A 19,696-nucleotide genomic window follows, 5' to 3' on the forward strand; every position below is an offset into this window, starting at 1 on the left:
CTCTAGTGAGCTTGGCGAAGTTGGCAAGAAGGAGCTTTCCATTGGACGACATCACCATCACCCATGAGCCATCGGCAAACGGCGGTAAGTATATCGCAACCCTCGCCAGTGAGAGCGCCACCGGCCATCTGGATTGGGAACCTCAAGGTGAGGGGGTCCGCGTTGCCACACATACCATTGTGCCAAAGGAAATTGGCGGGCGCGGGGTTGCAGCGGTGCTGGTCAAGGCGCTTATCAAAGACGCGAAAGAGCAGGGGTTCAAAGTCGTCCCGCAATGCTGGTACGTCGCAAAGAAATTCGACGAGAACCCTGAGTGGGAAGATTTACGCGCTGGCTGAGTCTGGCGGTCACGCCACCCGCTCGGATCGGAAACAATGATGCGCCTAGGCCGATTCCAACTGGCTGAAATCAGTCGCCGCAATCGTTTCCATCACTTTCGCGCGGACCTCTCTGGCTCGCTCCACCGGCACGCCAGGAATAGCAAACACTCCGCCCGCCTGTCCCAGATGCAGCGTTGCATAACCGCGCAGGCGAGCAATAGGCCCCTGCGCAATTTCGACCGAATGCAGTTTCAGCCGCGTCGCAATCTGGCTGCGCGGTGCAAGAACGCCGCGCGCTGAGACGATCTGACGCGCATCCAAAGCGTGGCGTTGATAGCGCCATGCGAGCACGTTGAGGATCGCTGAAACTCCAGCAAGTATGAGGATCGCCCCTACAGCTGTCGTCGTCCATTCAGGCGCGTAAATGCGGGTCGCAACACCCGCAGCGATTGCCGGGATTACGAATTTGAGCGCATCGAAAAGCGCGCTGTCGAACAGATATTTCTCACTCGCACGGCGCCAATCAGTATCCTCGCCCGGCAAAGTAAAGCCAGCGGCCTCGGCAATCGGCGCAATCTCGTGCAATTTGGCGAAGGGTGCGACCACGTGGCTGGATGCGCCCATATCCTGCGCCAAGCTTACAAAGCTCAACGAATGCCAGCCGAAGCGATAGCGCAAAAGCCGCGTGCCTATTTTCACGCCCTGAACGCGGTGGATCGGCATGACCACATCGGTCTTGGTGAACAACCCCCTACGGCGGCGAAATCCACGTGCGGTTCGCTCCAGCAGGAAGCCCCATTCGCGGGTGAAGACTCGGACCATGCCAGTGAGCGATCCAACGATGAAAAGCGCGATCAGGCTCGCCGCGATGCCGATGATCTGCGCCGTTCGATCAAAAGCGGTGACATCAGGCACATAGTCTTGGGCAAGGCCGCGCCAATAGTCGAACTCCCAAACATCGAAGTCGATGAAATTGTCGGCATATTGGAGAAGACCGGCGAGGACTGCGAAAACCGCAAGGCTGAATTCAAACAGGCCAAAGGTGAACAAGCGCCCCGGTCCCATAGTGAAAAGCGGCTCGGCTTCCTCGGTCGCAGCTTGGGTGCCCCCGGCTTCACTTGTCGCCGATACCTCTTCCCCTTCGCGGCGCTCGCGCACGAGCTGGCGCAATTCTTCTCCGTGCTCTTCGGTAAGGTAGGTGAGGCTTAAATCCTCACCCCCGCCAGCGCCCGTCTCGAACTTGACCGCAACAAGGCCAAAGAGGCGCGGCAAAAGCTTTTGCTCAAGGCTCACATCCTGAATTCGCTCATAAGGGACCGAGCGCGCAGAGCGGCTCAAGACCCCGCTTTCCACACGAATGTCGGTGGCCCCGATGGTATAGGTGAGCCGTTTCCAACTGATGTAGCTGAATAGCACACCAACAAGGATGACACCTGCAAGAATGGGTGCCAAAAGAAGGCCACCCAGCCCGCCAGAGCCAAGCGTTACGAGAACCAACGGAATGATCGCTTGAGGAACAGCCGCGAGCGCCCCCACGACCACCGTTTTGGGATCGGTGTTGCGTGCTTGGGATGAGGCTGCTGCCTCATGGATAGCAGACGCCGGCTCGCTCACATTGTCTCGCGCTTGATATGGGCGCGAATTTCCTCGCGCATTTCAATCGCCAGCTCATGGCCAAGTCCCGGCAAACGCACCGAGGCATTGTGGCTGCCCGCTGTGTGCAAGGTCATGGTTGCAATGTTCAAAGCGCGCTCAATCGGACCTTGATCAACGTCGATATGCTGGACCCTGCCAAAGGGGACAATGGTATCGGAATGCCACATGATCCCGCGCACGACGCGCAGGCGGTCGCGCGAAATCTGATACCCACGCGCATTATACCGCGCCATGGGAATACGGATGATGATGAAAAGCGCGATCAGGACCGCTACGCCGGTGATCACGCCAAAGGGAATGGCCACGCCTTCATTTTGCAAAGCGCCATCCGCGACGAGCCCGGCAATCACCAGAAGGAAGCCGACAATCACCGCCGTCAGCCGCATCAGCAGCTTGTAATTGGGGTGCAGCTTGGTGAGCTTTGCCTCATCATCGACATCGGTGAAGATCGTTGAGGTGATCGGCGCTGGCGCACCGGATGCTTTGCCCGCCGTCTCAATATCCCCTTCGGGACGCTGCTCTGGTCGGGGCGCATATTGCGCATCGCGTGGATAGGGCGCGGATGCTGGCTTGGGCGCAGGCGCCGATTGCGCGCGCCGTTGCCCGCGATCCCACGGCTTTGCCCCGCTGTCATGGCCGAACAAATGGGTCGCGGGACCAGGCTTGGGAGCTTGCCTTTTCTCGCCCCCTTCCGCCTGACCGGCATCCTTTTTGCCGTCAGCGTCTCCAGATCCTTCGTCGCTCATAGAAATCTATGTGCGAAGAGGCGCGCGCTTGCGCAAGGCAAAACTGACCTCGGCTTGCTCAAAACCGGAGTCCCATCCGCCCCTTAGCCTCTGGGCACACTCATCGAATTGCGCGCGATCACCATGCGGTGCACCTCGGAAGGCCCATCGTAAATCCGCATATTGCGCACGCGCCCTGCGAGCATATGAAGCGGCATTTCCTTCGTCACGCCCATACCGCCAAGGCATTGCATGGCGTTGTCGATGACTTCCTGAGCCATTTCGCTGCAATAGACCTTGATCATGGAAATTTCAGAGCGCACATCGCGCCCCTCGTCCAGTTTCCATGCGCAATCATAGGCCATCAGGCGCGCTGCGTGGATCTTGGTCTTGGCATCGGCCACCCACCACTGCACCGCCTGACGCGCTGACAAGGGCTGACCGAAAGTCACACGTTCAGGCGCGTGTTCGGTCATGATTTGGAGCGCGCGTTCTGCTGCGCCAATGCACCATGCCGCCATCTGCATACGCCTTGTGCCGAGGCGCAATTGCATCGGCGCAAAACCTTCGCCCTCTTTGCCCAGCAGCTTCCAATCCTCGACCTCGCAGTCCTCAAGCGCGATTTCATAGGTGTATTCGCCGCCCAGCATGGGCACCTGCTTGACCACATTGAAACCGGGCGCATCGCGGTCGACGAGGAAGGCCGACATTCCCGCCGATCCCTTTGCCTCAGGGTCGGTGCGCGCAAGCAGGATCGTGAAATCGGCCTCTTTTGCCGACGTGATCCAGATCTTGCGCCCGTTGATGATCCACTTGTCACCTTTAAGCACCGCCTTGGTGCTCATCCCCGATGGGTCAGCGCCCGCACCCGGTTCCGAAATACCGATGGCTGATAGCGTCCCCTGCTCGACATGGGGCACAAGATAGGCCTCGCGCTGGCGTTCATCGCAATAGCCCGCGAGCATTTTCAAATTCGGGCTGTCAGGCGGCAGATTGTATTTCGCAATCGTGCTGCCCATCGCGATATTGACGCCGACAAGCGCAACGTGCGGTAGGCCAGAGCCGCCCACATCCTCCGGCGCATCAAGCGCCCACAGGCCCATTTCTTTGGAGACTTTATCAAGCCGCGCTTTTTCATCCGGCGTAATATACCCGCCCTTGCCATTGGCATCGCGCTCCAGAACGCCGGCTTCCAAAGGCATCAACTCATCGCGCACAAACCGTTGCACGAGGTCTTCGAGCATCTGGTACTCTTCAGGAAGTTCGAAATTGATGGCGGCACCTCTTCGTTTTTTGATCTTTGCGCGCTTGTTATCGGCAAGGACGCGATCTGCAAAGCCTCATTTGCGGCAAGCTACGCGCCCGCGACAATCGCGGATGCGAGTGCGTTTGAGACACTTGAGACACTGTCCAAAGGCGCAAAATCGGTTCGATTAAAAAGCGGCCTTCTGATCGGATTATCCGATCACGCCTGAGAGCCATCTGCACAAGGCAAAAAGAGGCGATAAGCGCTGCTCTGAACATACAGCGCGCCTACCGTTTGCTCACAATGTAGGAAAATGGTGCTGCTGGAGAGAATTGAACTCTCGGCCTCACCCTTACCAAGGGTGCGCTCTACCACTGAGCTACAGCAGCTAACCGAGGCGCGCCTATCGTCAGATGGCCCCCGAATGTCAAGCCCGATTGCCAAGGGTGTGTTCCGCGAATGGCGCAAACCCCCTTGAGCTTGGCGTTTTCTAACGGCAGAGCGCTAAAGATGAGTGAAGGTAAGGCACACAAATTGACGCGAGAAGAGCGCCTCGCGGCGAAATTGCGCGAGAATCTGCGTCGCAGGAAAGCGCAAACCCGCGAAATGCGCGAGGAAACGTCCCAAGAAACTGGCGAATCGGACCGTGGGGACCTTCCCAAGACCGATGAGCCAAGCTAACCAGCGCGCCTTATTCTAAAGGATCAGATCATCCGCTAATTCGGAGCAAAGATGCCAAAGCTTATTCTCGTGCGCCATGGCCAGAGCCAGTGGAACCTCGAAAACCGCTTCACCGGCTGGTGGGACGTTGACCTTACCGACAAAGGCGTTGCCGAAGCAAAAGCGGCAGGTGCGCTGATGAAGGAAAAGAGGGTTTTGCCGACCCGCTGCTTCACAAGCTTTCAGACGCGCGCGATCAAGACGCTTAACCTCGCGCTTGAAGAAATGGGCCGCCTGTGGCTTCCGGTCACCAAGGATTGGCGCTTGAACGAACGCCACTATGGAGGGCTCACAGGCCTCGACAAACAGGAGACGCGCGAGAAGCATGGCGACGAGCAGGTGCACATCTGGCGTCGCAGCTTTGACACCCCGCCCCCGCCGATGGAGCCGGGCAGCCAATATGATCCGGGCGCGGACCCGCGCTATGACGGGATCGACGTTCCTTACACCGAAAGCCTGAAGCTCACGATTGAGCGCGTGCTCCCCTATTGGGAAAGCGACATTCTCCCTGTGCTCAAAAGCGGCGAGACAGTGATTATCTCGGCCCACGGCAACAGCTTGCGCGCGCTGGTGAAGCATCTGTCCAACATTTCGGACGATGATATTACGGGTCTGGAAATCCCGACGGGTCAACCGATTGTCTATGATTTCGACGACAACATGGTGCCGGGCGAACGTTATTACCTGAAGGACTCTTAAATGGGTAAAGTCGCAATTGTAATGGGTAGCCAGTCCGACTGGCCAACCATGAAGCTTGCTTGCGAGGTGCTGGACGAGCTTGAGGTTAAGCATGAGGCGCGCATCGTCTCTGCCCACCGCACCCCTGATCGGATGAGCGCCTTTGCCAAGGGCGCAGAGGGCGAAGGCTTCGACGTCATCATCGCTGGTGCTGGCGGCGCGGCGCATTTGCCCGGCATGATTGCGGCGATGACGCACCTGCCCGTGCTCGGCGTGCCGGTTCAATCCAAAGCACTGTCCGGCATGGATAGCCTATTGTCGGTCGTGCAAATGCCGGGCGGCGTTCCGGTCGGCACTCTCGCAATCGGCGAAGCGGGCGCAAAAAATGCGGGGCTTTTGGCAGCGTCCATTCTCGCATTGAGCGATGAGGAGCTTTCAGAACGGCTTCAGGATTGGCGCAGCAGCCGAACGTCCGATGTTGGCGAAACACCCGTCGACTGAGCTTGTAGAAACGCCGAGCTTGTAGAAACATTGGGCCTTTCTTAAAGGTCACAGCTGAGGGAAACAGCCTCTCGCGCAGAAATCGCGGGGGCAATTGGGACAGGACATTTGGCGCTTAAACCGGGATCAACAATCGGCATTCTTGGCGGAGGCCAATTGGGCCGAATGATGGCGCAGTCTGCCGCGCAGCTGGGCTTTAGCGTGATCGGCTATGCGCCTCCCGGTGATAATGTCGCAGCCGAAGTTTGCATTGATTTCTTTGAGAACGGCTGGGGCGATAAGGCCGCGCTCGCTGCCTTTGCGTCCAAATGCGATGTCATCACTTGGGAATTTGAGAATGTCCCCCTGTCGGTGATTGACGCGCTCCCTTCCAATTTGGTGGTGCCCGGAAGGCGCGCTTTGGAAGTGGCGCAGGATCGCCTTAACGAGAAAAGCTTCGTTTGCGAGCTTGGCGCGATCTGTGCGCCTTATGCGCGCGTCGATAGCGATGAAGAGCTTACCCGCGCGGTCGATACAATCGGCGCGCCCGGCATCCTCAAGACCGCGCGCGATGGCTATGATGGCAAAGGCCAATGGCGCATCGCCTCTGCGTATGAGGCCGAAGGCGTGCGCTTTCCGGGGCGCACCTGCATTTACGAAGGCTTCGTCGATTTCGCGGCTGAATTTTCCGTCATCCTCGTGCGCGGCACCAATGGCGAAGTGCGCTTCTGGGACAGCACCGCAAACGTCCACGAGGGCGGAATGCTCGCTGTTTCCACCTTGCCCGCTGGCGAAGTGATCGAAGCGCAAGTTCAAGAGGCCCGTGAAATCGCTCGCCAGACCGCCAATGCGCTCGGCTATGTCGGTGTATTGACGCTAGAATTTTTCGCGACCGCGAACGGTCCTATCTTCAACGAGATGGCCCCGCGCGTCCATAATTCGGGCCACTGGACGATTGAGGGTGCCGCGACCAGCCAGTTTGAAAACCATATCCGCGCGGTTGCGGGCCTGCCCTTGGGCGGGACGGCAACGCGCTTTGCCCACATCGAAATGCGCAATATCGTTGGCGAGGATGCCCTGAGCGCGCATCAGATTCTGGCCAAAGAAGGCGAACCGCACTTACACCTTTACGGAAAGCGTGAGGCGCGTGAAGGCCGCAAGATGGGCCATGTAACGCGGGTATCCAATCGCGCTCTATGACCCACGAAATCTTCCTCATTTATGCGCGCGCGGCCAATGGCACTATCGGGTTTGAGAACCGTTTGCCGTGGCATATCCCTGCCGATTTCAAGCGCTTTAAAACCATGACGATGGGGCGCGAAGGGCTCGGCGTGCCGATGATCATGGGGCGCAAAACCTTCGAGAGCCTGCCCGGCATCTTGCCCGGCCGTCGCCACATTGTGCTCACCCGCCACCCCGAATGGAGCTGCGAAGGCGCACAGGTCGTGCACACCGTCGCCGATGCGCTCGATCTGGCGCGCGAGAACAATGACACCGGCGAGATCGCCGTTGTCGGCGGCTCTGCGATTTACGATGTGTTCCGGCCCATGGCTGACCGTGTGGAAGTCACCGAAATCCACGCCGAGTTTAAGGGCGATGTCTTTATGAAGCCGCTTGGCCCCGAATGGGTCGAAGTGGCGCGCGAGGATCACGAAGCAGAGGGCGAAACGCCCGCCTTCTCCTTCGTCACTTACAAGCGGGCAGAGGCCGCCTAATGCGCTGGCTTGACCACCGTGAACCTGTGAGCGGCCCTTTGCGCGGTGCGGTCATTGCGCTTGGCAATTTTGACGGCTTCCATCAGGGGCACCAGGCGGTGGCTGGCGAGGCGATCAAATGGGCGAAAAGCGAAGGTCGCCCTTCGATCATTGCGACCTTTGACCCGCACCCCGTGCGCCATTTCAAACCCGATGCGCCGCCCTTTCGCCTGACCACTCTGGAACAGCGGCAAGAGCTTTACCTTGCCGCAGGCGCGACCGCGATGCTGGTGTTCCATTTCGACGCAGAGCTTGCGAGCACCAGCGCCGAGGATTTCATCACCGATATCCTGATCGAGCGTTTTGGCGCCTATGGCGTGGTGACCGGCGGCGATTTCTCTTTCGGGAAGATGGCAAAGGGCAATGTCGAATTGCTCCAGACCTTCGGGGCCGAGCACGGGCTTAAGTCACGGGTTGTCGAAGCGGTCGAGAATGAGGGCGTCATATCCTCCAGCCGCGTGCGCGAGGCGCTGCGCGAGGGTGACCCGCAGCTGGCAGCAGAACTCCTCACCCGCCCCTTCGCAATCCGAGGCATTGTCGAACATGGCGACAAAAACGGGCGCAAGCTGGGCTATCCCACCGCGAACATCGCCATCGGCACATATTTGCGCCCCAAATACGGGGTTTATGCGGTGACGGGCAAAGTGCTTTCGACCGGCGAAACCTTGAAAGGCGCGGCCAACATCGGCATCCGCCCCCAGTTTGAGCCGCCAAAAGAGCTGCTTGAACCGTATTTCTTCGACTTTTCCGGCGACCTTTATGGTCAGGAAATCGAAGTCGCATTCCACCATTTCCTGCGCGGTGAAGCCAAGTTCGATAGCCTCGATGATTTGATGGCGCAGATGGAGAAGGATTGCGCCGAGGCTCGCCGCCTATTAAGCGCGCTTCCCGATGACTGAAGAATCCTCAAAGCGCGACTATAAAGACACCGTCTTCCTGCCGAAGACGCCCTTCCCGATGAAAGCCGGCCTTCCGCAGAAGGAACCGGGCATTGAGGCGCGCTGGCGCGAGATTGATCTGTACCGCAAGCTGCGCGAGGCGCGCGCTGGGCGTGAGAAGTTCATCCTCCACGATGGCCCGCCTTACGCCAATGGCGATATGCACATCGGCCATGCGCTGAACCATATCCTCAAGGACATGGTCTGCCGCACGCAGAACCTGATGGGCAAGGACGCGCCCTATGTGCCGGGCTGGGATTGCCACGGCCTTCCGATCGAGTGGAAGGTCGAAGAGCAATATCGCAAGAAAAAGAAGAACAAGGACGAGGTTCCGGCCAAAGAATTTCGCGCCGAATGCCGCGCTTACGCGCAGAAATGGGTCGACACCCAGCGCGAGCAGCTGAAGCGCCTTGGCATCATGGGCGATTGGGACAATCCCTACCTCACCATGGATTTTCAGGCCGAGGCGACGATTGTTGCCGAGCTTTGCAAGTTTGCGGAAGGCGGCAATCTCTATCGCGGGTCAAAGCCGGTGATGTGGTCGCCGGTTGAAAAGACCGCGCTGGCCGAGGCTGAGGTTGAATATGAAGACCTGACCGACAGCCCGCAGATCGATGTGGCGTTTGAGATCACCGAGTGCCCGAACGTGCCCGAACTGGTCGGCGCGCATGCGGTGATCTGGACGACAACGCCGTGGACGATCCCAGTGAACCAGGCTTTGGCCTATGGGGCGGATGTTGAGTATGTGATCTATTCCCGTGAAGACTACGACACCGGACTGAAAGGGCAGTATCTGGTTGCGTGTGATCTTCGTGAGGCGGTCAAAGCAAGGGTCGATTCTGCGATAGGAAGTGAAGGCCTTTGGGCCTCTGAGTTTTTCATCCAAGGCTCTCAGCTGGCAGGCACCAGAGCCCGTCACCCGATGCACCATCTCGGCGGGTTCTACGCGACCCCCCGCCCGTTCCTCGAGGGCGATTTCGTCACCACCGAGTCCGGAACTGGCCTTGTCCATATGTCGCCCGATCATGGCGAGGACGATTTCGACCTGTGCAAAGCGAACGGGCTCAACCCCGTCTTCGCGGTGATGGACGATGGTCGTTATCGCGACGATTGGCTGTGGCTGGGCGCGGACGACAAAGACGACGAGGGCAAAGAACGCCGCCGTTCGGTCATCAACAAGCCCTTTAACTCGCCCGAAGGCCCGATCTGCTCGGACCTTCGCGAAGTCGGCGCGCTGCTCAGCGCTTCTGCCGATTACGCGCACTCCTACCCGCACTCATGGCGCTCCAAAGCCAAGGTGATCTATCGCTGCACGCCGCAATGGTTTGTGCCGATGGATAAGGAATTGGACGGTGGCGGCACGCTGCGCAGCCGCGCCATGTCGGAAATCGACCGGGTCGAGTTCGTCCCTGAAAAAGGTCAAAACCGCCTTGGCTCAATGGTCGAAGGGCGGCCCGACTGGGTGCTCTCACGCCAGCGCGCATGGGGTGTTCCGATCACGCTGTTCGTGCGCCCCGACGGCACCTATCTGCAAGACCCGGAAGTGAACGCGCGCATTGTCGCAGCCGTCAAAGAAGAGGGCGTCGATGCGTGGGAAGAGGCGCGCAAGGCTGAGTTCCTTGGGGACGCCTACAACCCCGACGATTTCGAGATGGTCACGGACATTCTCGACGTATGGTTCGATTCGGGCTGTACGCACTCCTTCGTGCTCGAAAGCGGGCGCTGGCCCGACCTCCAATGGCCCGCCAACCTCTATCTCGAAGGCTCCGACCAACACCGCGGCTGGTTCCAATCCTCGCTCCTGCAAAGCTGCGCCACCCGCGGCCGCGCGCCTTACGATCAAGTGCTCACCCACGGCTTCACCATGGATGCCAAGGGCAAGAAGATGTCGAAATCGCTCGGCAACACCATCGACCCGCTGAAGGTCATGGAGCAGACGGGCGCGGACATCATCCGCCTCTGGGCGCTGAGCGTCGATTTCACCGAAGACCACCGCATTGGCGATGAAATCCTGAAAGGCGTGGGCGATCAATACCGCCGCCTGCGCAACACCTTCCGCTATCTGCTCGGTGCGCTTGATGGCTTTGTCGGCGATATGTCGGACGCGGGGGAAATTCCTGAGCTGGAACTCTATGTCCTTTCGCTTCTGGGCGAGTTGGACGGCAAGCTTCGCAAAGCTGCGACCGAATACGACTTCAACACCTATACGCGCCTGCTGGTGGACTTCTGTAATGAAGACTTGAGCGCCTTCTTCTTCGATATTCGCAAAGACACGCTCTATTGCGATGGCGACGGCAGCACGACGCGCAATGCTTATCGCACGGTGCTAGACCTGCTTTTCCATGCGCTGGTGCGCTACGCTGCGCCGGTGCTGGTCTTCACCGCCGAAGAAGTGTGGCAGACACGCTATCCTGAAGATGGAGAGCAAGGCGGCAGCGTCCACCTGCTCGAATGGCCGAGCGTACCGCAAGTGCCCGCTGACACGAAGAAATGGGCTGCACTCCGCGCAGTTAGAGAGCGTGTTAACGAAGCCATTGAACCGCTGCGCCGTGAGAAGGCTATCCGCTCAAGCAACGAAGCAGCTGTGAGGGTTTATCCCAACAATCCACTCCTTCAGCACTGGATGGAAAGCATCAATCTCGCAGAGTTTTTCATCGTGGGTTCAGTGGAGTTGGTGTCTCCATTGGAAACAAGGTTCGCTCAAGATGAGGACCTGACGCATGATGTTAGGGTTGAAGTGACCAAATCCACCGATCACAAATGCGGCCGTTGCTGGCGCTTGCTTCCCGATGTTGAGGAAGATGGCGCGCTGTGTGGCCGGTGTGCAGGAGTTGTCGGTGAGTAATCTGTTCACTCGCAATCGTCTGATCGGACTTGGCTTTGCGGCCTTCATCGCCGCGATTGATCAGCTCATAAAGTGGTACGTGATTGGTCCGCTAAACCTGCGCAATGTGCGCAATATCGAGCTTCTGCCCTTCTTCGATCTCACCTATGTTGAGAACCGTGGCATCTCTTTGGGGATGCTTCAGGCGACCAATATGGAGATGCGCTGGCTTCTGGTCGGTATGACTGCGCTGATCGGGCTCGTTGTCCTTGTCTGGATGATGCGCGAGAAGATTTTGGGCGATATTCTGGGCCTTGCGCTGATCCTAGGTGGAGCGATTGGCAATATCTATGACCGATATACTTACGGTTATGTCATCGACTTTGCCGATTTTCACATCGGTAGCTTTAGGCCATTTCTTGTTTTCAACGTCGCGGATGCGGCTATCACCATCGGTGTTGTGATCATCCTTGCGCGCAGTCTGTTTGTGCGCGAAAAGGATGGTGAAGAGGGCGCGGAAATCGCCCAAGCGGAGAATTCATAATGCGTAACGTCAAAACCGCCATTTTACTCGCATCGGGCGCAGCAATGCTTGCTGCTTGCGGGGGAAGCGGGATTTTCAACCGGGACCGCCCCGATGAATTCGCCGTGCAGCGTCAGGCACCGCTGGTAATCCCACCTGATTTCACACTGACGCCTCCGGCTCCTGGCGCACCTCGCGCAGCAGAAGGAACTGCACAGGAACAAGCGCTCGACGCTCTGTTCGGCGGGCCAGCACCGCGCAGCGACATTGAGACAAGCGCTCTCGACCGTGCAGGTGCCGCCGCGCCCAGCATCCGCTCCACCGTGGGCGATGAAGGCACCAACACCGTCGCCAAAGGCCGCGTGACACGCGACATCATCGCCGCACCTGAGGGCGACGGCCAAAGCGCGCGCACGGTAATTCCTGGGTAGTTTGTTTTGCGAGAGCGCGTCCGCGCTCTCCTCCTCGGTGCGGTTCCCTCCGCGCGCTTTGCTTACTGCGGGGCACCTGCGGGCGCCCGGTCGGGCTTGCGGTCACTAGGCGTGACCGTACTCCGCAATACCATTGCAATGTAGTGCTGGAAACGACGCGCAAGCGTCGCAAGGGCGACTGCCCGCCCGCAGCGGGTCCGCACCCTGAACTTGTTTCAGGGGGAGGACGTCTAGCGAGGACGTGCGCCCGGATGGGCGTGCGAAAAACAAATCAATGCCTGAAATGCCGCATTCCGGTGAAGACCATGGCGAGGCCCGCTTCGTCGGCGGCGGCAATAACCTCTTCATCGCGGATGGAACCGCCCGGTTGGATAACCGCGCTCGCGCCTGCTTCGGCAGCTGAGATCAGGCCGTCGGCAAAGGGGAAGAAGGCATCGGATGCGACCGCGCTGCCTTTGGTGCGGGGCTCGCCCCATTCATAGGTTTCCGCCGCCTCTGCCGCTTTGCTCGCCGCAATCCGCGCCGAATCACGCCGATTCATCTGCCCTGCGCCAATGCCAGCCGTGATCCCGTCCTTGGCATAGACAATCGCGTTTGATTTGACGTGGCGCGCCACGGTCCATGCGAAGAGGCAGTCTTTGAGTTCCTGCTCGGTTGGTTCGCGCTTGGTGACAACTTTAAGGTCATCCATGCTCACCGCGCCATTGTCGCGCCCCTGGATCAGCATACCGCCCGCAATCGTCTTCATAAAGAATCCGCCCCGGCGCGGGTCTGGCAGGGTGCCACATTCAAGCAAGCGCAGGTTCTTCTTCTTGGCGAAGATTTCGCGTGCCTCAGCGCTCACCGATGGAGCGATCACGACTTCGGTGAAGATGCTGGCGATGGCCTCAGCCGTTGCGCCATCAAGCTCAGTGTTGACCGCGACAATCCCGCCAAAGGCCGAAACGCTGTCGCATTGCAGCGCGCCGTTCCATGCTTCGAGCAAAGAGCTCGCCTGTGCCACACCGCAAGGGTTGGCGTGTTTGACGATCACCACGGCAGGATCCCCACCAGCAAATTCTGCCGCGAGCTCCAACGCCGCATCGGCATCGTTCAAATTGTTGTAGCTGAGCGCCTTACCCTGAAGCTGCTCGGCCTGTGGCACACCATTTGTGCCGGTCACCTGCGGCACGTAGATCGCAGCCGATTGGTGGGGGTTCTCACCATAGCGCAGGGTGTCCGAGCGCTTGAACGCCAATGGCATAGTGTCGGTGAAGGGCGTTGCTTTCAAAGCCTCGGTCCCAAGCGGATTGGTAAAGGCATCGCCAAAGGCAAACCAGTTGGCAATCGCTGCGTCATAGGCGGCGGTCCTCGCATAGGCCTTGCCAGCCATACGGATACGGAAGGCCTCGGAAGTCGCGCCATCGTTAGCGTCCAGCTCTTCCAACAACTCTGCGTAATCCGCCGCATCCGTCATGATCGTGACAAAGCCGTGGTTCTTCGCCGCCGAACGCACCATCGAAGGCCCGCCGATGTCGATGTTCTCGATAATCTCCGCCCGTTCTGCGCCCTTCGCGACCGTTGCCTCAAACGGATAGAGGTTGACCACAACAAGATCGATTGCCCCGATTGAGTGCTCCTCCATCGAGGCTACGTGATCGTCATTGTCCCGCAGTGCCAGCAAACCACCATGAACCGTTGGGTGGAGGGTTTTGACCCGGCCATCCATCATTTCAGGGAAACCGGTGAGGTCAGAGACGTCCTTCACCTCAAGCCCTGCCTCGCGCAGAGTGCGCGCCGTGCCGCCGGTGCTGACAAGCTCCACTCCGCGCGCCGCGAGTGCTTTGCCCAGTTCAGCCAAGCCGCTTTTGTCGGACACTGAAAGGAGCGCCCGCTTGATCAGAGTTGATGCCATGTTTGGTCTATCCCATTTTCTTAAGGAGCCAAGAAAAGTGCGCTCCGCTGCGTGAGGCCAAGCCCTCTATCACCAATTGTTCGGTAGCGTGAGGGCGTCCTTCACCATCGACCCAAATACTGTCATCGCGGGTCAGCTTGATCTCTTCGCCGCCTCCGATAACCCCTTGCGCTTCACCGCGAAGGCGCAACTGCCACAGCTTGCCATCGGGCAACAGCAGGCTTGCCCCAAGCCTGTCCTCGGCAAGGTGCGCCTCGACCCCTTTGCCAAGGTGGAAGCGGATCGCAAAGCCGACCTTGCCGCGCTTGCCCTTGCGCGTGGATGGAACAAGCACGTCCTCGCCCGCGATCTCATTGCCGTCATTGGCGATAGTAAGCAGGCGTTCGTGGATGAGGCCAAATCGCTGGGCATAGCCATCATGGCTTGCCTCAAGGCGCACGCCTTCACGCCGCTGCGAGCCTGTGCCTGTGCCGACAATGCGCCGCTCGACCTCGACGGTTTCCGCGCCTCGACCAAGCTTACCGTGGAGAAGCACAGCGGTCGAATTGGCATCATCAAGAACAAGGGTCGAATGCGCAGCGGTCGCGCGCAGACCCTTGCCGATGTGCGCAGGGACAAGCCCGCCAGCAAGCGCAGAGCCACCGCAATTGACGATCACGCGGCTTGCACCGTCGGACATTTCAAACGCAAGGGTGGAGGCACAGCCGATGCGGGTGTGACGCGCGCGGGGCGGGGGCCCTGCGTCAAACTGGACTGTGGTTTGCGCGGCGCGCACGCGTTGATAGCCCCAGTGTTTCGGCTCGTTAAGGGGGCGTGTGCGCACGCCGCTTGCCACGATCAACGCCGAGACTTGATCGGCACAAATCGCGCCATGCCCCTGCCAATTGCCAAGCGCCCCGTCGCCGTGGCGCAGCGCCAAGAGCGGTGGCACCAGAAGCTCGCGCATCACCAGCAAAGCTTCGGGCGCGTCGCGGTTCACCGCCTCATAGCAAGAGACAAGATCGGTCAGCGCCCGGATCGCGTCCATTTGTGCCTGCGGACAGCGGCCCAGATTACCGCCGTCTTCAGCGACAAAATCGCCCAGCGCCTTGATCAGGCCTGCCTCGCCGTAAAGCCTGCGCGGGCGACCTTCAGGAAAAAGCAGCCCTGCTGCTGTCACAGCTGCCCATCCAGCCACCTGCCCAAGACCAGCGCCTGAACGCAGCGCCTTTCGATCAAGCCAATGCGCTGTATCCTCCATCGCATCGAGCATTCGCGATTTGAGATCACCTGACAGGAGCAAGGGCGCATGGACAAGCCACGAAAGCAGCCTGAGGCCCGTATTCTCAAGATCCCACGCAGCACAATTGGCCGAAGGGCGCGTGCGCCCCTGATGCGCGTCCAGCCAGGCCGTCGCGATGCGCTCTGCAACGCCCGTACATTCAGCGCGCGGCGCACAGGCCGAAAGATCACTGAGCCACGAGAAGGAGTGGATAGAGCGCTCTAATCCAGGAGCAAGGCGCGTACCCGGAGCAAGATCCAATGTGCCGATCGGCTGCTTGACGCCGTGCACCTGAAAGTACCCTGCCCGCAGCGCCATGCCAGAGGCGCGGTTGCCGGTAATGGGCGTGATAACCGTCGCCAAAAGCCTCTTGGCAGGGCTCTTGCGGAAAGGCGCGGTCAGTGCGTGCCCCGGCACACCCATGCGATAGGCCAAGCGGATAAGCGCTTCGCCCGGCCGCGCGCGCGGCGCGATGACATCGCTCAGCGCAAGAGCGCGCGAATTGTCGATGGGTTCGGCGGGAAAAGGCGGCGGTGCATCCTCGCTCGCTTGACGAAGCGGCTCTTCACCCGGCCCAAGGCCAAGAGCGCCCTGATCTTCACTAGAGCGGCCCTCAGCGTCCTCAACGTGAGCCAGATCCTCCGGCTTGTCCGCGCTGAAAAGCGATTCCATCACCCACCCCCCTTAAGCGCTTTGATATTTGCCGCATATTGCTCTGGCCCGCCTTTGAAGGTGGCAGAGCCCGCGACCAGCACGTCGGCACCCGACTCGACGCACAATTTGGCGGTGTCCGCGTTCACACCGCCATCAACTTCCAAATGAATATCACGCCCGGTTTTGTCGATCATGGCGCGAATGCGTCGGACTTTCTCAAGCTGCGAATGAATGAAACTCTGCCCGCCAAAGCCGGGGTTCACACTCATCACAAGCACAAGGTCGACAAGGTCCATGAGATTGTCGAGCGCTTCGACCGGGGTTCCCGGATTGAGCACAACGCCCGGCTTTTTGCCCAGCGAACGGATCGCTTGCAGCGTGCGGTGCACATGGGGTCCGGCTTCGGGGTGCACGGTGATAATATCCGCCCCCGCCTCGGCAAACGCCTCAAGGTAAGGGTCAACCGGCGCAATCATCAGATGCACATCGAACGTCTTGTCCGAATGTGGACGCAGCGCCTTCACCACGTCAGGGCCGATAGTGATATTGGGCACATAATGGCCGTCCATCACGTCGATGTGAATCCAATCCGCGCCAGCTTCATCCACGCGCCGAACCTCTTCGCCAAGATTGGCAAAATCGGCTGAAAGGATACTGGGTGAAATTAAAGGTGCTGGCATGATCACGCTTTCACAGCGGCAGGGCGTGGGTCAAAAGGTTAACCCTCGCCTTACTCTGCTCGCGAATCGGGGAGCAAGGCGGAGCGCAAGGTTTTTCCCCGCTCTTTTGTACTGCGGAATTGTGAGCGCTATTCCCAGCTTAACCCAAGGCAACACGCTCAATTCAGGCACAATTCAGCCCGCCATGTGCATAGAAGTGTCATAGATTTGCGCAAATGTCGGCGGTACACATTCCAAACGACCTGCACCAACACCGCAGCGCGCGCTCAATAAAGGGTTTGATTTGATGGCGAAATTGAAAACGATTGCCGCCCTTGGCGGGGCTGCGATGCTGGCCTCAATGGCTGTTTCAGGGGCAAGCGCCCCCGCTCTTGCTCAGGCGAGCAGCGCGAGTGATTACCGCAATCCGGTGCCCAATGTGATGCGCAATTGTGCGCCGGGTAATGGGCCAGCTGTGCGGGTCACGATCAATGGTATCAAGGAATCAAGCGGCACTATCCGCGCACAGGTCTACAACGGCACTAAGGCTGATTGGCTGGTTTCCGGCAAATGGCTGAACCGCGTTGAGCTTCCGGCTCGCCGGGGTCGCATGACGGTGTGCCTGCCTGTTCCCAAAAGCGGCAATTACGCGGTCGCCGTGCGCCATGATGTCAACAATAACGACAAAACCGACCTTCGCACCGATGGCGGCGCGATGTCGAACAACCCCTCGATCAATATCTTCAACCTTGGCAAACCGGGCATCGACAAGACCCGCTTCACCGTGGGTGACGGGGTGAAATCCATCTCTATTACAATGAAGTATATGACCTGATCGCTCTCGCTAGCCTTTATGCGTTCGTCGGTGCTTGCGCAGTTGCCAGAGCACCGATGGCGCAGCAAGAAGCGGGTGTTTTTCGCGAAACGGGGTTACCTCAACCGACATTCCGGTGTGCCGCTCCACTTTCCACGCGGCATAGCGTGCCGCCCCTTCAAAGGTCGTGCTCGCTTTAATGAGCCGCGTGAAATTCAGCGGCTTGCCAAGCTTTGCGCGTCGTTTCCACCACTTGAGGATATGGGAGCGCTCCCTTTGGGTAAGAGCGGGCGTGATGCGGCCGTTTGTAACCGTGTGAGCGATCCCGGCGGCGGTTAAAGCCAAAGGCAGAAGGCCATCGAAATGCTCGGCATTAACGCTCAGAATGTCATTTTCGCGGCCTGCTTTTTCAACCCGGAACTCTGCCTTATAGGTCGCGCGAAATAGCGCGCGCCAGTATTCTTCGGCTGTGCCTGATGGTGGGCCAAGCGCCACCGTAAGCCGCGCGGCGGTCTGAGCAGCACAAGCAATTGCCTCAATCACTTGCCCGCGCGCGGTATCATCGGCGGCCCATATAAGCGCGCTTGGCTGAACAAAGCGCGCCCATATGGTCGTATCAAGCAATTCACCCGACGCTGCCTTGGCGAAAGTCGACAGCGCCATGGTCGCGATTTTTGCGCGCAGAGGCGTGCCATCAGCAGCCTCGCGCTCCTGATAGCTGACACGCGGCCAGATGCGCTCGCGCTGCTCACCGGGCAGAAGGATATAGAAATCGAGCACCCCTTCGAGCGAGCCTGTACGAAGGTTGGAGCCGTAAAAGAGCACCGCTTTGGCCCCAGCATCATCAGCCAGGCTTCGCGCAAATTCCGCCACCGCCGGGTCAATCGCTGCGTTAGCGCGCGCTTCGATCCGCTGGTGCAGGGTGGGTGTTTGGCTCGCCATAATGGGCTTTGTCCTCGACGCCTCAAGGCGCGACAAATTCAAGCTCTGGTCCTTGCGCGATCAGATAATCGCCGGGCGGGAACGCCTCGCCATCAACGATAAAGCTGTCTTCGATGCGCAAGGTAAACTGGCTCGTGCTGACCTGATGGAAGCCTTTGTCGCGAATATTCTCAGGCGCTTTGCCGCGAAGCATCTGAAGCACGATCCCTGCTGATTTGCGTGAAATCTGATCGGTCACCGCAAGTTTGAGCCCGTCGCGCACCTTGCCAAAGGGGGTGACGCCGCCGGGCAATTGTTCAAGCGTTGAGGCAAGCACGATCTGGCGCCATTCAGGATCGCCTATCCCTGAATGTTCGAGCGCTGCGTCCTCACGTCCAAGCCCGATCCGCATCTTTGAGCCCTTGCGCCACGGGTTTTCGCGTGTTGCAAAAAGCCACTGGCACACCCCCAACACACTTGCCACGACCACCGCCATTGAATTGAACGCGCCCAATTTATGCGCGCTTTGCCCCGCCGAAGTCGCCGTGGTGAAGGCGCCCGCGCCCAGAATAAAGCCCAGCAGACGGCTCTTTTGCGTTTTGCCAAGCGGCGTTACTTCCAATGGGCGGCGGCGCACACGGGTGCCAGCGTCAAACGCATCAATCGCCTCTTGCAATGTCCAGCCGGTCGGTACGCCCAGATCAAAGGTGAGTGCATTGGTTTTGCCCTTAGGCAGAACAGCAACCGCTGGCCAGTTCTCGCCAAAAATCGCGGCCCCGCTGGTGAGCACATCGCGCACCGTCCCATCGCCGCCATTGATCACCAGAAGGTCAATCCCTCGCCGCGCAAAATCAGCCAGAGCTTCAGGCAGTTGCTCGCGGTCGCCCGGCTTTGCAAAGTGCACTTGGGGTGATTGATCGCAGTCAAAATCCACGCCCTTATTGCCATGGCTGCGCGGGTTATAGATCACACCAACACGCGGCGCTTCTCCGCGCGCACGGATGCGCGGCGCACCAGCGGCGCTAGGCGCTGGCGTTGCATCGAGCGGCAGCTCGGCAAATTGATGAATAGGCGGGACCATACGCTCGCATATAGGCTGCTTGCTCTGATAAAGCCACTGCTGACGCGTGCCCGTGGGTGAAACGCAAGGTCTGATCCCGCTTGGACATAGCGGTCAAAGCCGCTCCACGCCCTTGCA

19 protein-coding genes and 1 tRNA gene are annotated in these 19,696 nt (G+C 59.3%); 11 read left to right on the forward strand and 9 right to left on the reverse strand.

Annotation, left to right across the window (positions count from 1 at the left end):
• The first annotated feature begins 41 nt into the window (after positions 1–41).
• The gene (locus INR77_RS01045) at positions 42–338 is read left to right on the forward strand and encodes a GNAT family N-acetyltransferase (protein ID WP_223072120.1); all 297 of its coding nucleotides are present in this window, start codon (positions 42–44) and stop codon (positions 336–338) included.
• Positions 339–383: 45 nt separating this feature from the next.
• Here INR77_RS01045 and INR77_RS01050 read toward each other — a convergent pair whose 3' ends face one another.
• From INR77_RS01050 to INR77_RS01065, 4 genes are all read right to left on the reverse strand, one after another.
• Positions 384–1,934 carry a PH domain-containing protein gene (locus INR77_RS01050; RefSeq protein WP_255573847.1) on the reverse strand — a complete coding sequence of 517 codons (1,551 nt, stop codon included), beginning with the start codon at positions 1,932–1,934 and terminating at the stop codon, positions 384–386.
• Positions 1,931–2,722 carry a PH domain-containing protein gene (locus INR77_RS15820; protein ID WP_255573848.1) on the reverse strand — a complete coding sequence of 264 codons (792 nt, stop codon included), beginning with the start codon at positions 2,720–2,722 and terminating at the stop codon, positions 1,931–1,933. Before INR77_RS15820 ends, INR77_RS01050 begins: the two co-directional genes overlap by 4 nt.
• A gap of 83 nt (positions 2,723–2,805) precedes the next feature.
• Entirely contained in the window at positions 2,806–3,945 is a 1,140-nt protein-coding gene (locus INR77_RS01060) for an acyl-CoA dehydrogenase family protein (protein WP_255573849.1), read from the reverse strand.
• A 316-nt stretch (positions 3,946–4,261) separates the two neighbouring features.
• A tRNA-Thr gene (locus INR77_RS01065) sits at positions 4,262–4,336 on the reverse strand.
• Between the two features lie 121 nt (positions 4,337–4,457).
• On the opposite strand from INR77_RS01065, the gene INR77_RS01070 reads away from it, so the two are divergent.
• The 9 genes from INR77_RS01070 (at position 4,458) to INR77_RS01110 (ending at position 12,295) form a co-directional block, all read left to right on the forward strand.
• Positions 4,458–4,628 (forward strand): hypothetical protein, encoded by a 171-nt coding sequence (locus tag INR77_RS01070; RefSeq protein WP_223072121.1) that lies wholly within the window; start codon positions 4,458–4,460, stop codon positions 4,626–4,628.
• A gap of 51 nt (positions 4,629–4,679) precedes the next feature.
• Positions 4,680–5,366: a 2,3-diphosphoglycerate-dependent phosphoglycerate mutase gene (gene gpmA, locus INR77_RS01075; protein WP_223072122.1), complete on the forward strand. Its 687-nt coding sequence runs from the start codon at positions 4,680–4,682 to the stop codon at positions 5,364–5,366.
• Positions 5,367–5,846, forward strand: coding sequence for a 5-(carboxyamino)imidazole ribonucleotide mutase (gene purE / locus INR77_RS01080; RefSeq protein WP_223072123.1), 480 nt, complete (start codon positions 5,367–5,369; stop codon positions 5,844–5,846).
• Positions 5,847–5,954: 108 nt separating this feature from the next.
• Complete coding sequence (locus INR77_RS01085; protein WP_223072124.1) at positions 5,955–7,025, forward strand: 5-(carboxyamino)imidazole ribonucleotide synthase; 1,071 nt, start codon at positions 5,955–5,957, stop codon at positions 7,023–7,025.
• Positions 7,022–7,540, forward strand: coding sequence for a dihydrofolate reductase (locus INR77_RS01090; RefSeq protein ID WP_223072125.1), 519 nt, complete (start codon positions 7,022–7,024; stop codon positions 7,538–7,540). The genes INR77_RS01085 and INR77_RS01090 overlap by 4 nt, the downstream gene beginning before the upstream one ends.
• Complete coding sequence (locus INR77_RS01095; RefSeq protein WP_223072126.1) at positions 7,540–8,478, forward strand: bifunctional riboflavin kinase/FAD synthetase; 939 nt, start codon at positions 7,540–7,542, stop codon at positions 8,476–8,478. The genes INR77_RS01090 and INR77_RS01095 overlap by 1 nt, the downstream gene beginning before the upstream one ends.
• Complete coding sequence (gene ileS / locus INR77_RS01100; protein ID WP_223072127.1) at positions 8,471–11,362, forward strand: isoleucine--tRNA ligase; 2,892 nt, start codon at positions 8,471–8,473, stop codon at positions 11,360–11,362. The genes INR77_RS01095 and ileS overlap by 8 nt, the downstream gene beginning before the upstream one ends.
• Positions 11,355–11,885: a signal peptidase II gene (gene lspA / locus INR77_RS01105; protein ID WP_255573850.1), complete on the forward strand. Its 531-nt coding sequence runs from the start codon at positions 11,355–11,357 to the stop codon at positions 11,883–11,885. Before ileS ends, lspA begins: the two co-directional genes overlap by 8 nt.
• Complete coding sequence (locus tag INR77_RS01110) at positions 11,885–12,295, forward strand: DUF3035 domain-containing protein (protein WP_223072129.1); 411 nt, start codon at positions 11,885–11,887, stop codon at positions 12,293–12,295. Before lspA ends, INR77_RS01110 begins: the two co-directional genes overlap by 1 nt.
• A 271-nt stretch (positions 12,296–12,566) precedes the next feature.
• On the opposite strand, the gene purH is transcribed toward INR77_RS01110, so the two are convergent.
• The 3 genes from purH to rpe are packed head-to-tail and all read right to left on the reverse strand — an operon-like array spanning position 12,567 to position 16,784.
• Entirely contained in the window at positions 12,567–14,189 is a 1,623-nt protein-coding gene (gene purH / locus INR77_RS01115; RefSeq protein ID WP_223072130.1) for a bifunctional phosphoribosylaminoimidazolecarboxamide formyltransferase/IMP cyclohydrolase, read from the reverse strand.
• A 7-nt stretch (positions 14,190–14,196) separates the two neighbouring features.
• The gene (locus INR77_RS01120) at positions 14,197–16,122 is read right to left on the reverse strand and encodes a heparinase II/III family protein (RefSeq protein WP_223072131.1); all 1,926 of its coding nucleotides are present in this window, start codon (positions 16,120–16,122) and stop codon (positions 14,197–14,199) included.
• The gene (rpe, locus tag INR77_RS01125; RefSeq protein ID WP_223072132.1) at positions 16,122–16,784 is read right to left on the reverse strand and encodes a ribulose-phosphate 3-epimerase; all 663 of its coding nucleotides are present in this window, start codon (positions 16,782–16,784) and stop codon (positions 16,122–16,124) included. Before rpe ends, INR77_RS01120 begins: the two co-directional genes overlap by 1 nt.
• A 286-nt stretch (positions 16,785–17,070) precedes the next feature.
• Between rpe and INR77_RS01130 the strand changes: the two genes are divergently transcribed.
• A complete protein-coding gene (locus tag INR77_RS01130) occupies positions 17,071–17,598 on the forward strand; it encodes a DUF2141 domain-containing protein (protein WP_223072133.1) in 528 nt (175 codons plus the stop codon).
• Between the two features lie 9 nt (positions 17,599–17,607).
• On the opposite strand, the gene INR77_RS01135 is transcribed toward INR77_RS01130, so the two are convergent.
• Together INR77_RS01135 and INR77_RS01140 are read right to left on the reverse strand one after the other, a co-directional pair.
• Positions 17,608–18,519, reverse strand: coding sequence for a hypothetical protein (locus INR77_RS01135; RefSeq protein WP_223072134.1), 912 nt, complete (start codon positions 18,517–18,519; stop codon positions 17,608–17,610).
• 22 nt (positions 18,520–18,541) lie between these two features.
• Positions 18,542–19,579: a diacylglycerol kinase family protein gene (locus tag INR77_RS01140; RefSeq protein WP_223072135.1), complete on the reverse strand. Its 1,038-nt coding sequence runs from the start codon at positions 19,577–19,579 to the stop codon at positions 18,542–18,544.
• Positions 19,580–19,696 lie beyond the last annotated feature (117 nt).

Origin of the sequence: Erythrobacter sp. SCSIO 43205, assembly GCF_019904235.1 — a bacterium.
Classification (GTDB): Bacteria; Pseudomonadota; Alphaproteobacteria; order Sphingomonadales; family Sphingomonadaceae; genus Erythrobacter.

What these genes read in the sequence shown, in the direction of transcription:
- INR77_RS15820 (WP_255573848.1), bottom strand. Translation starts at nt 2,722, where the DNA reads ATGAGCGACGAAGGATCTGGAGACGCTGACGGCAAAAAGGATGCCGGT.
- INR77_RS01060 (WP_255573849.1), bottom strand. Translation starts at nt 3,945, where the DNA reads ATGCTCGAAGACCTCGTGCAACGGTTTGTGCGCGATGAGTTGATGCCT.
- INR77_RS01070 (WP_223072121.1), top strand. Translation starts at nt 4,458, where the DNA reads ATGAGTGAAGGTAAGGCACACAAATTGACGCGAGAAGAGCGCCTCGCG.
- gpmA (WP_223072122.1), top strand. Translation starts at nt 4,680, where the DNA reads ATGCCAAAGCTTATTCTCGTGCGCCATGGCCAGAGCCAGTGGAACCTC.
- purE (WP_223072123.1), top strand. Translation starts at nt 5,367, where the DNA reads ATGGGTAAAGTCGCAATTGTAATGGGTAGCCAGTCCGACTGGCCAACC.
- INR77_RS01090 (WP_223072125.1), top strand. Translation starts at nt 7,022, where the DNA reads ATGACCCACGAAATCTTCCTCATTTATGCGCGCGCGGCCAATGGCACT.
- INR77_RS01095 (WP_223072126.1), top strand. Translation starts at nt 7,540, where the DNA reads ATGCGCTGGCTTGACCACCGTGAACCTGTGAGCGGCCCTTTGCGCGGT.
- ileS (WP_223072127.1), top strand. Translation starts at nt 8,471, where the DNA reads ATGACTGAAGAATCCTCAAAGCGCGACTATAAAGACACCGTCTTCCTG.
- INR77_RS01110 (WP_223072129.1), top strand. Translation starts at nt 11,885, where the DNA reads ATGCGTAACGTCAAAACCGCCATTTTACTCGCATCGGGCGCAGCAATG.
- purH (WP_223072130.1), bottom strand. Translation starts at nt 14,189, where the DNA reads ATGGCATCAACTCTGATCAAGCGGGCGCTCCTTTCAGTGTCCGACAAA.
- INR77_RS01120 (WP_223072131.1), bottom strand. Translation starts at nt 16,122, where the DNA reads ATGGAATCGCTTTTCAGCGCGGACAAGCCGGAGGATCTGGCTCACGTT.
- rpe (WP_223072132.1), bottom strand. Translation starts at nt 16,784, where the DNA reads ATGCCAGCACCTTTAATTTCACCCAGTATCCTTTCAGCCGATTTTGCC.
- INR77_RS01130 (WP_223072133.1), top strand. Translation starts at nt 17,071, where the DNA reads ATGGCGAAATTGAAAACGATTGCCGCCCTTGGCGGGGCTGCGATGCTG.
- INR77_RS01135 (WP_223072134.1), bottom strand. Translation starts at nt 18,519, where the DNA reads ATGGCGAGCCAAACACCCACCCTGCACCAGCGGATCGAAGCGCGCGCT.
- INR77_RS01140 (WP_223072135.1), bottom strand. Translation starts at nt 19,579, where the DNA reads ATGGTCCCGCCTATTCATCAATTTGCCGAGCTGCCGCTCGATGCAACG.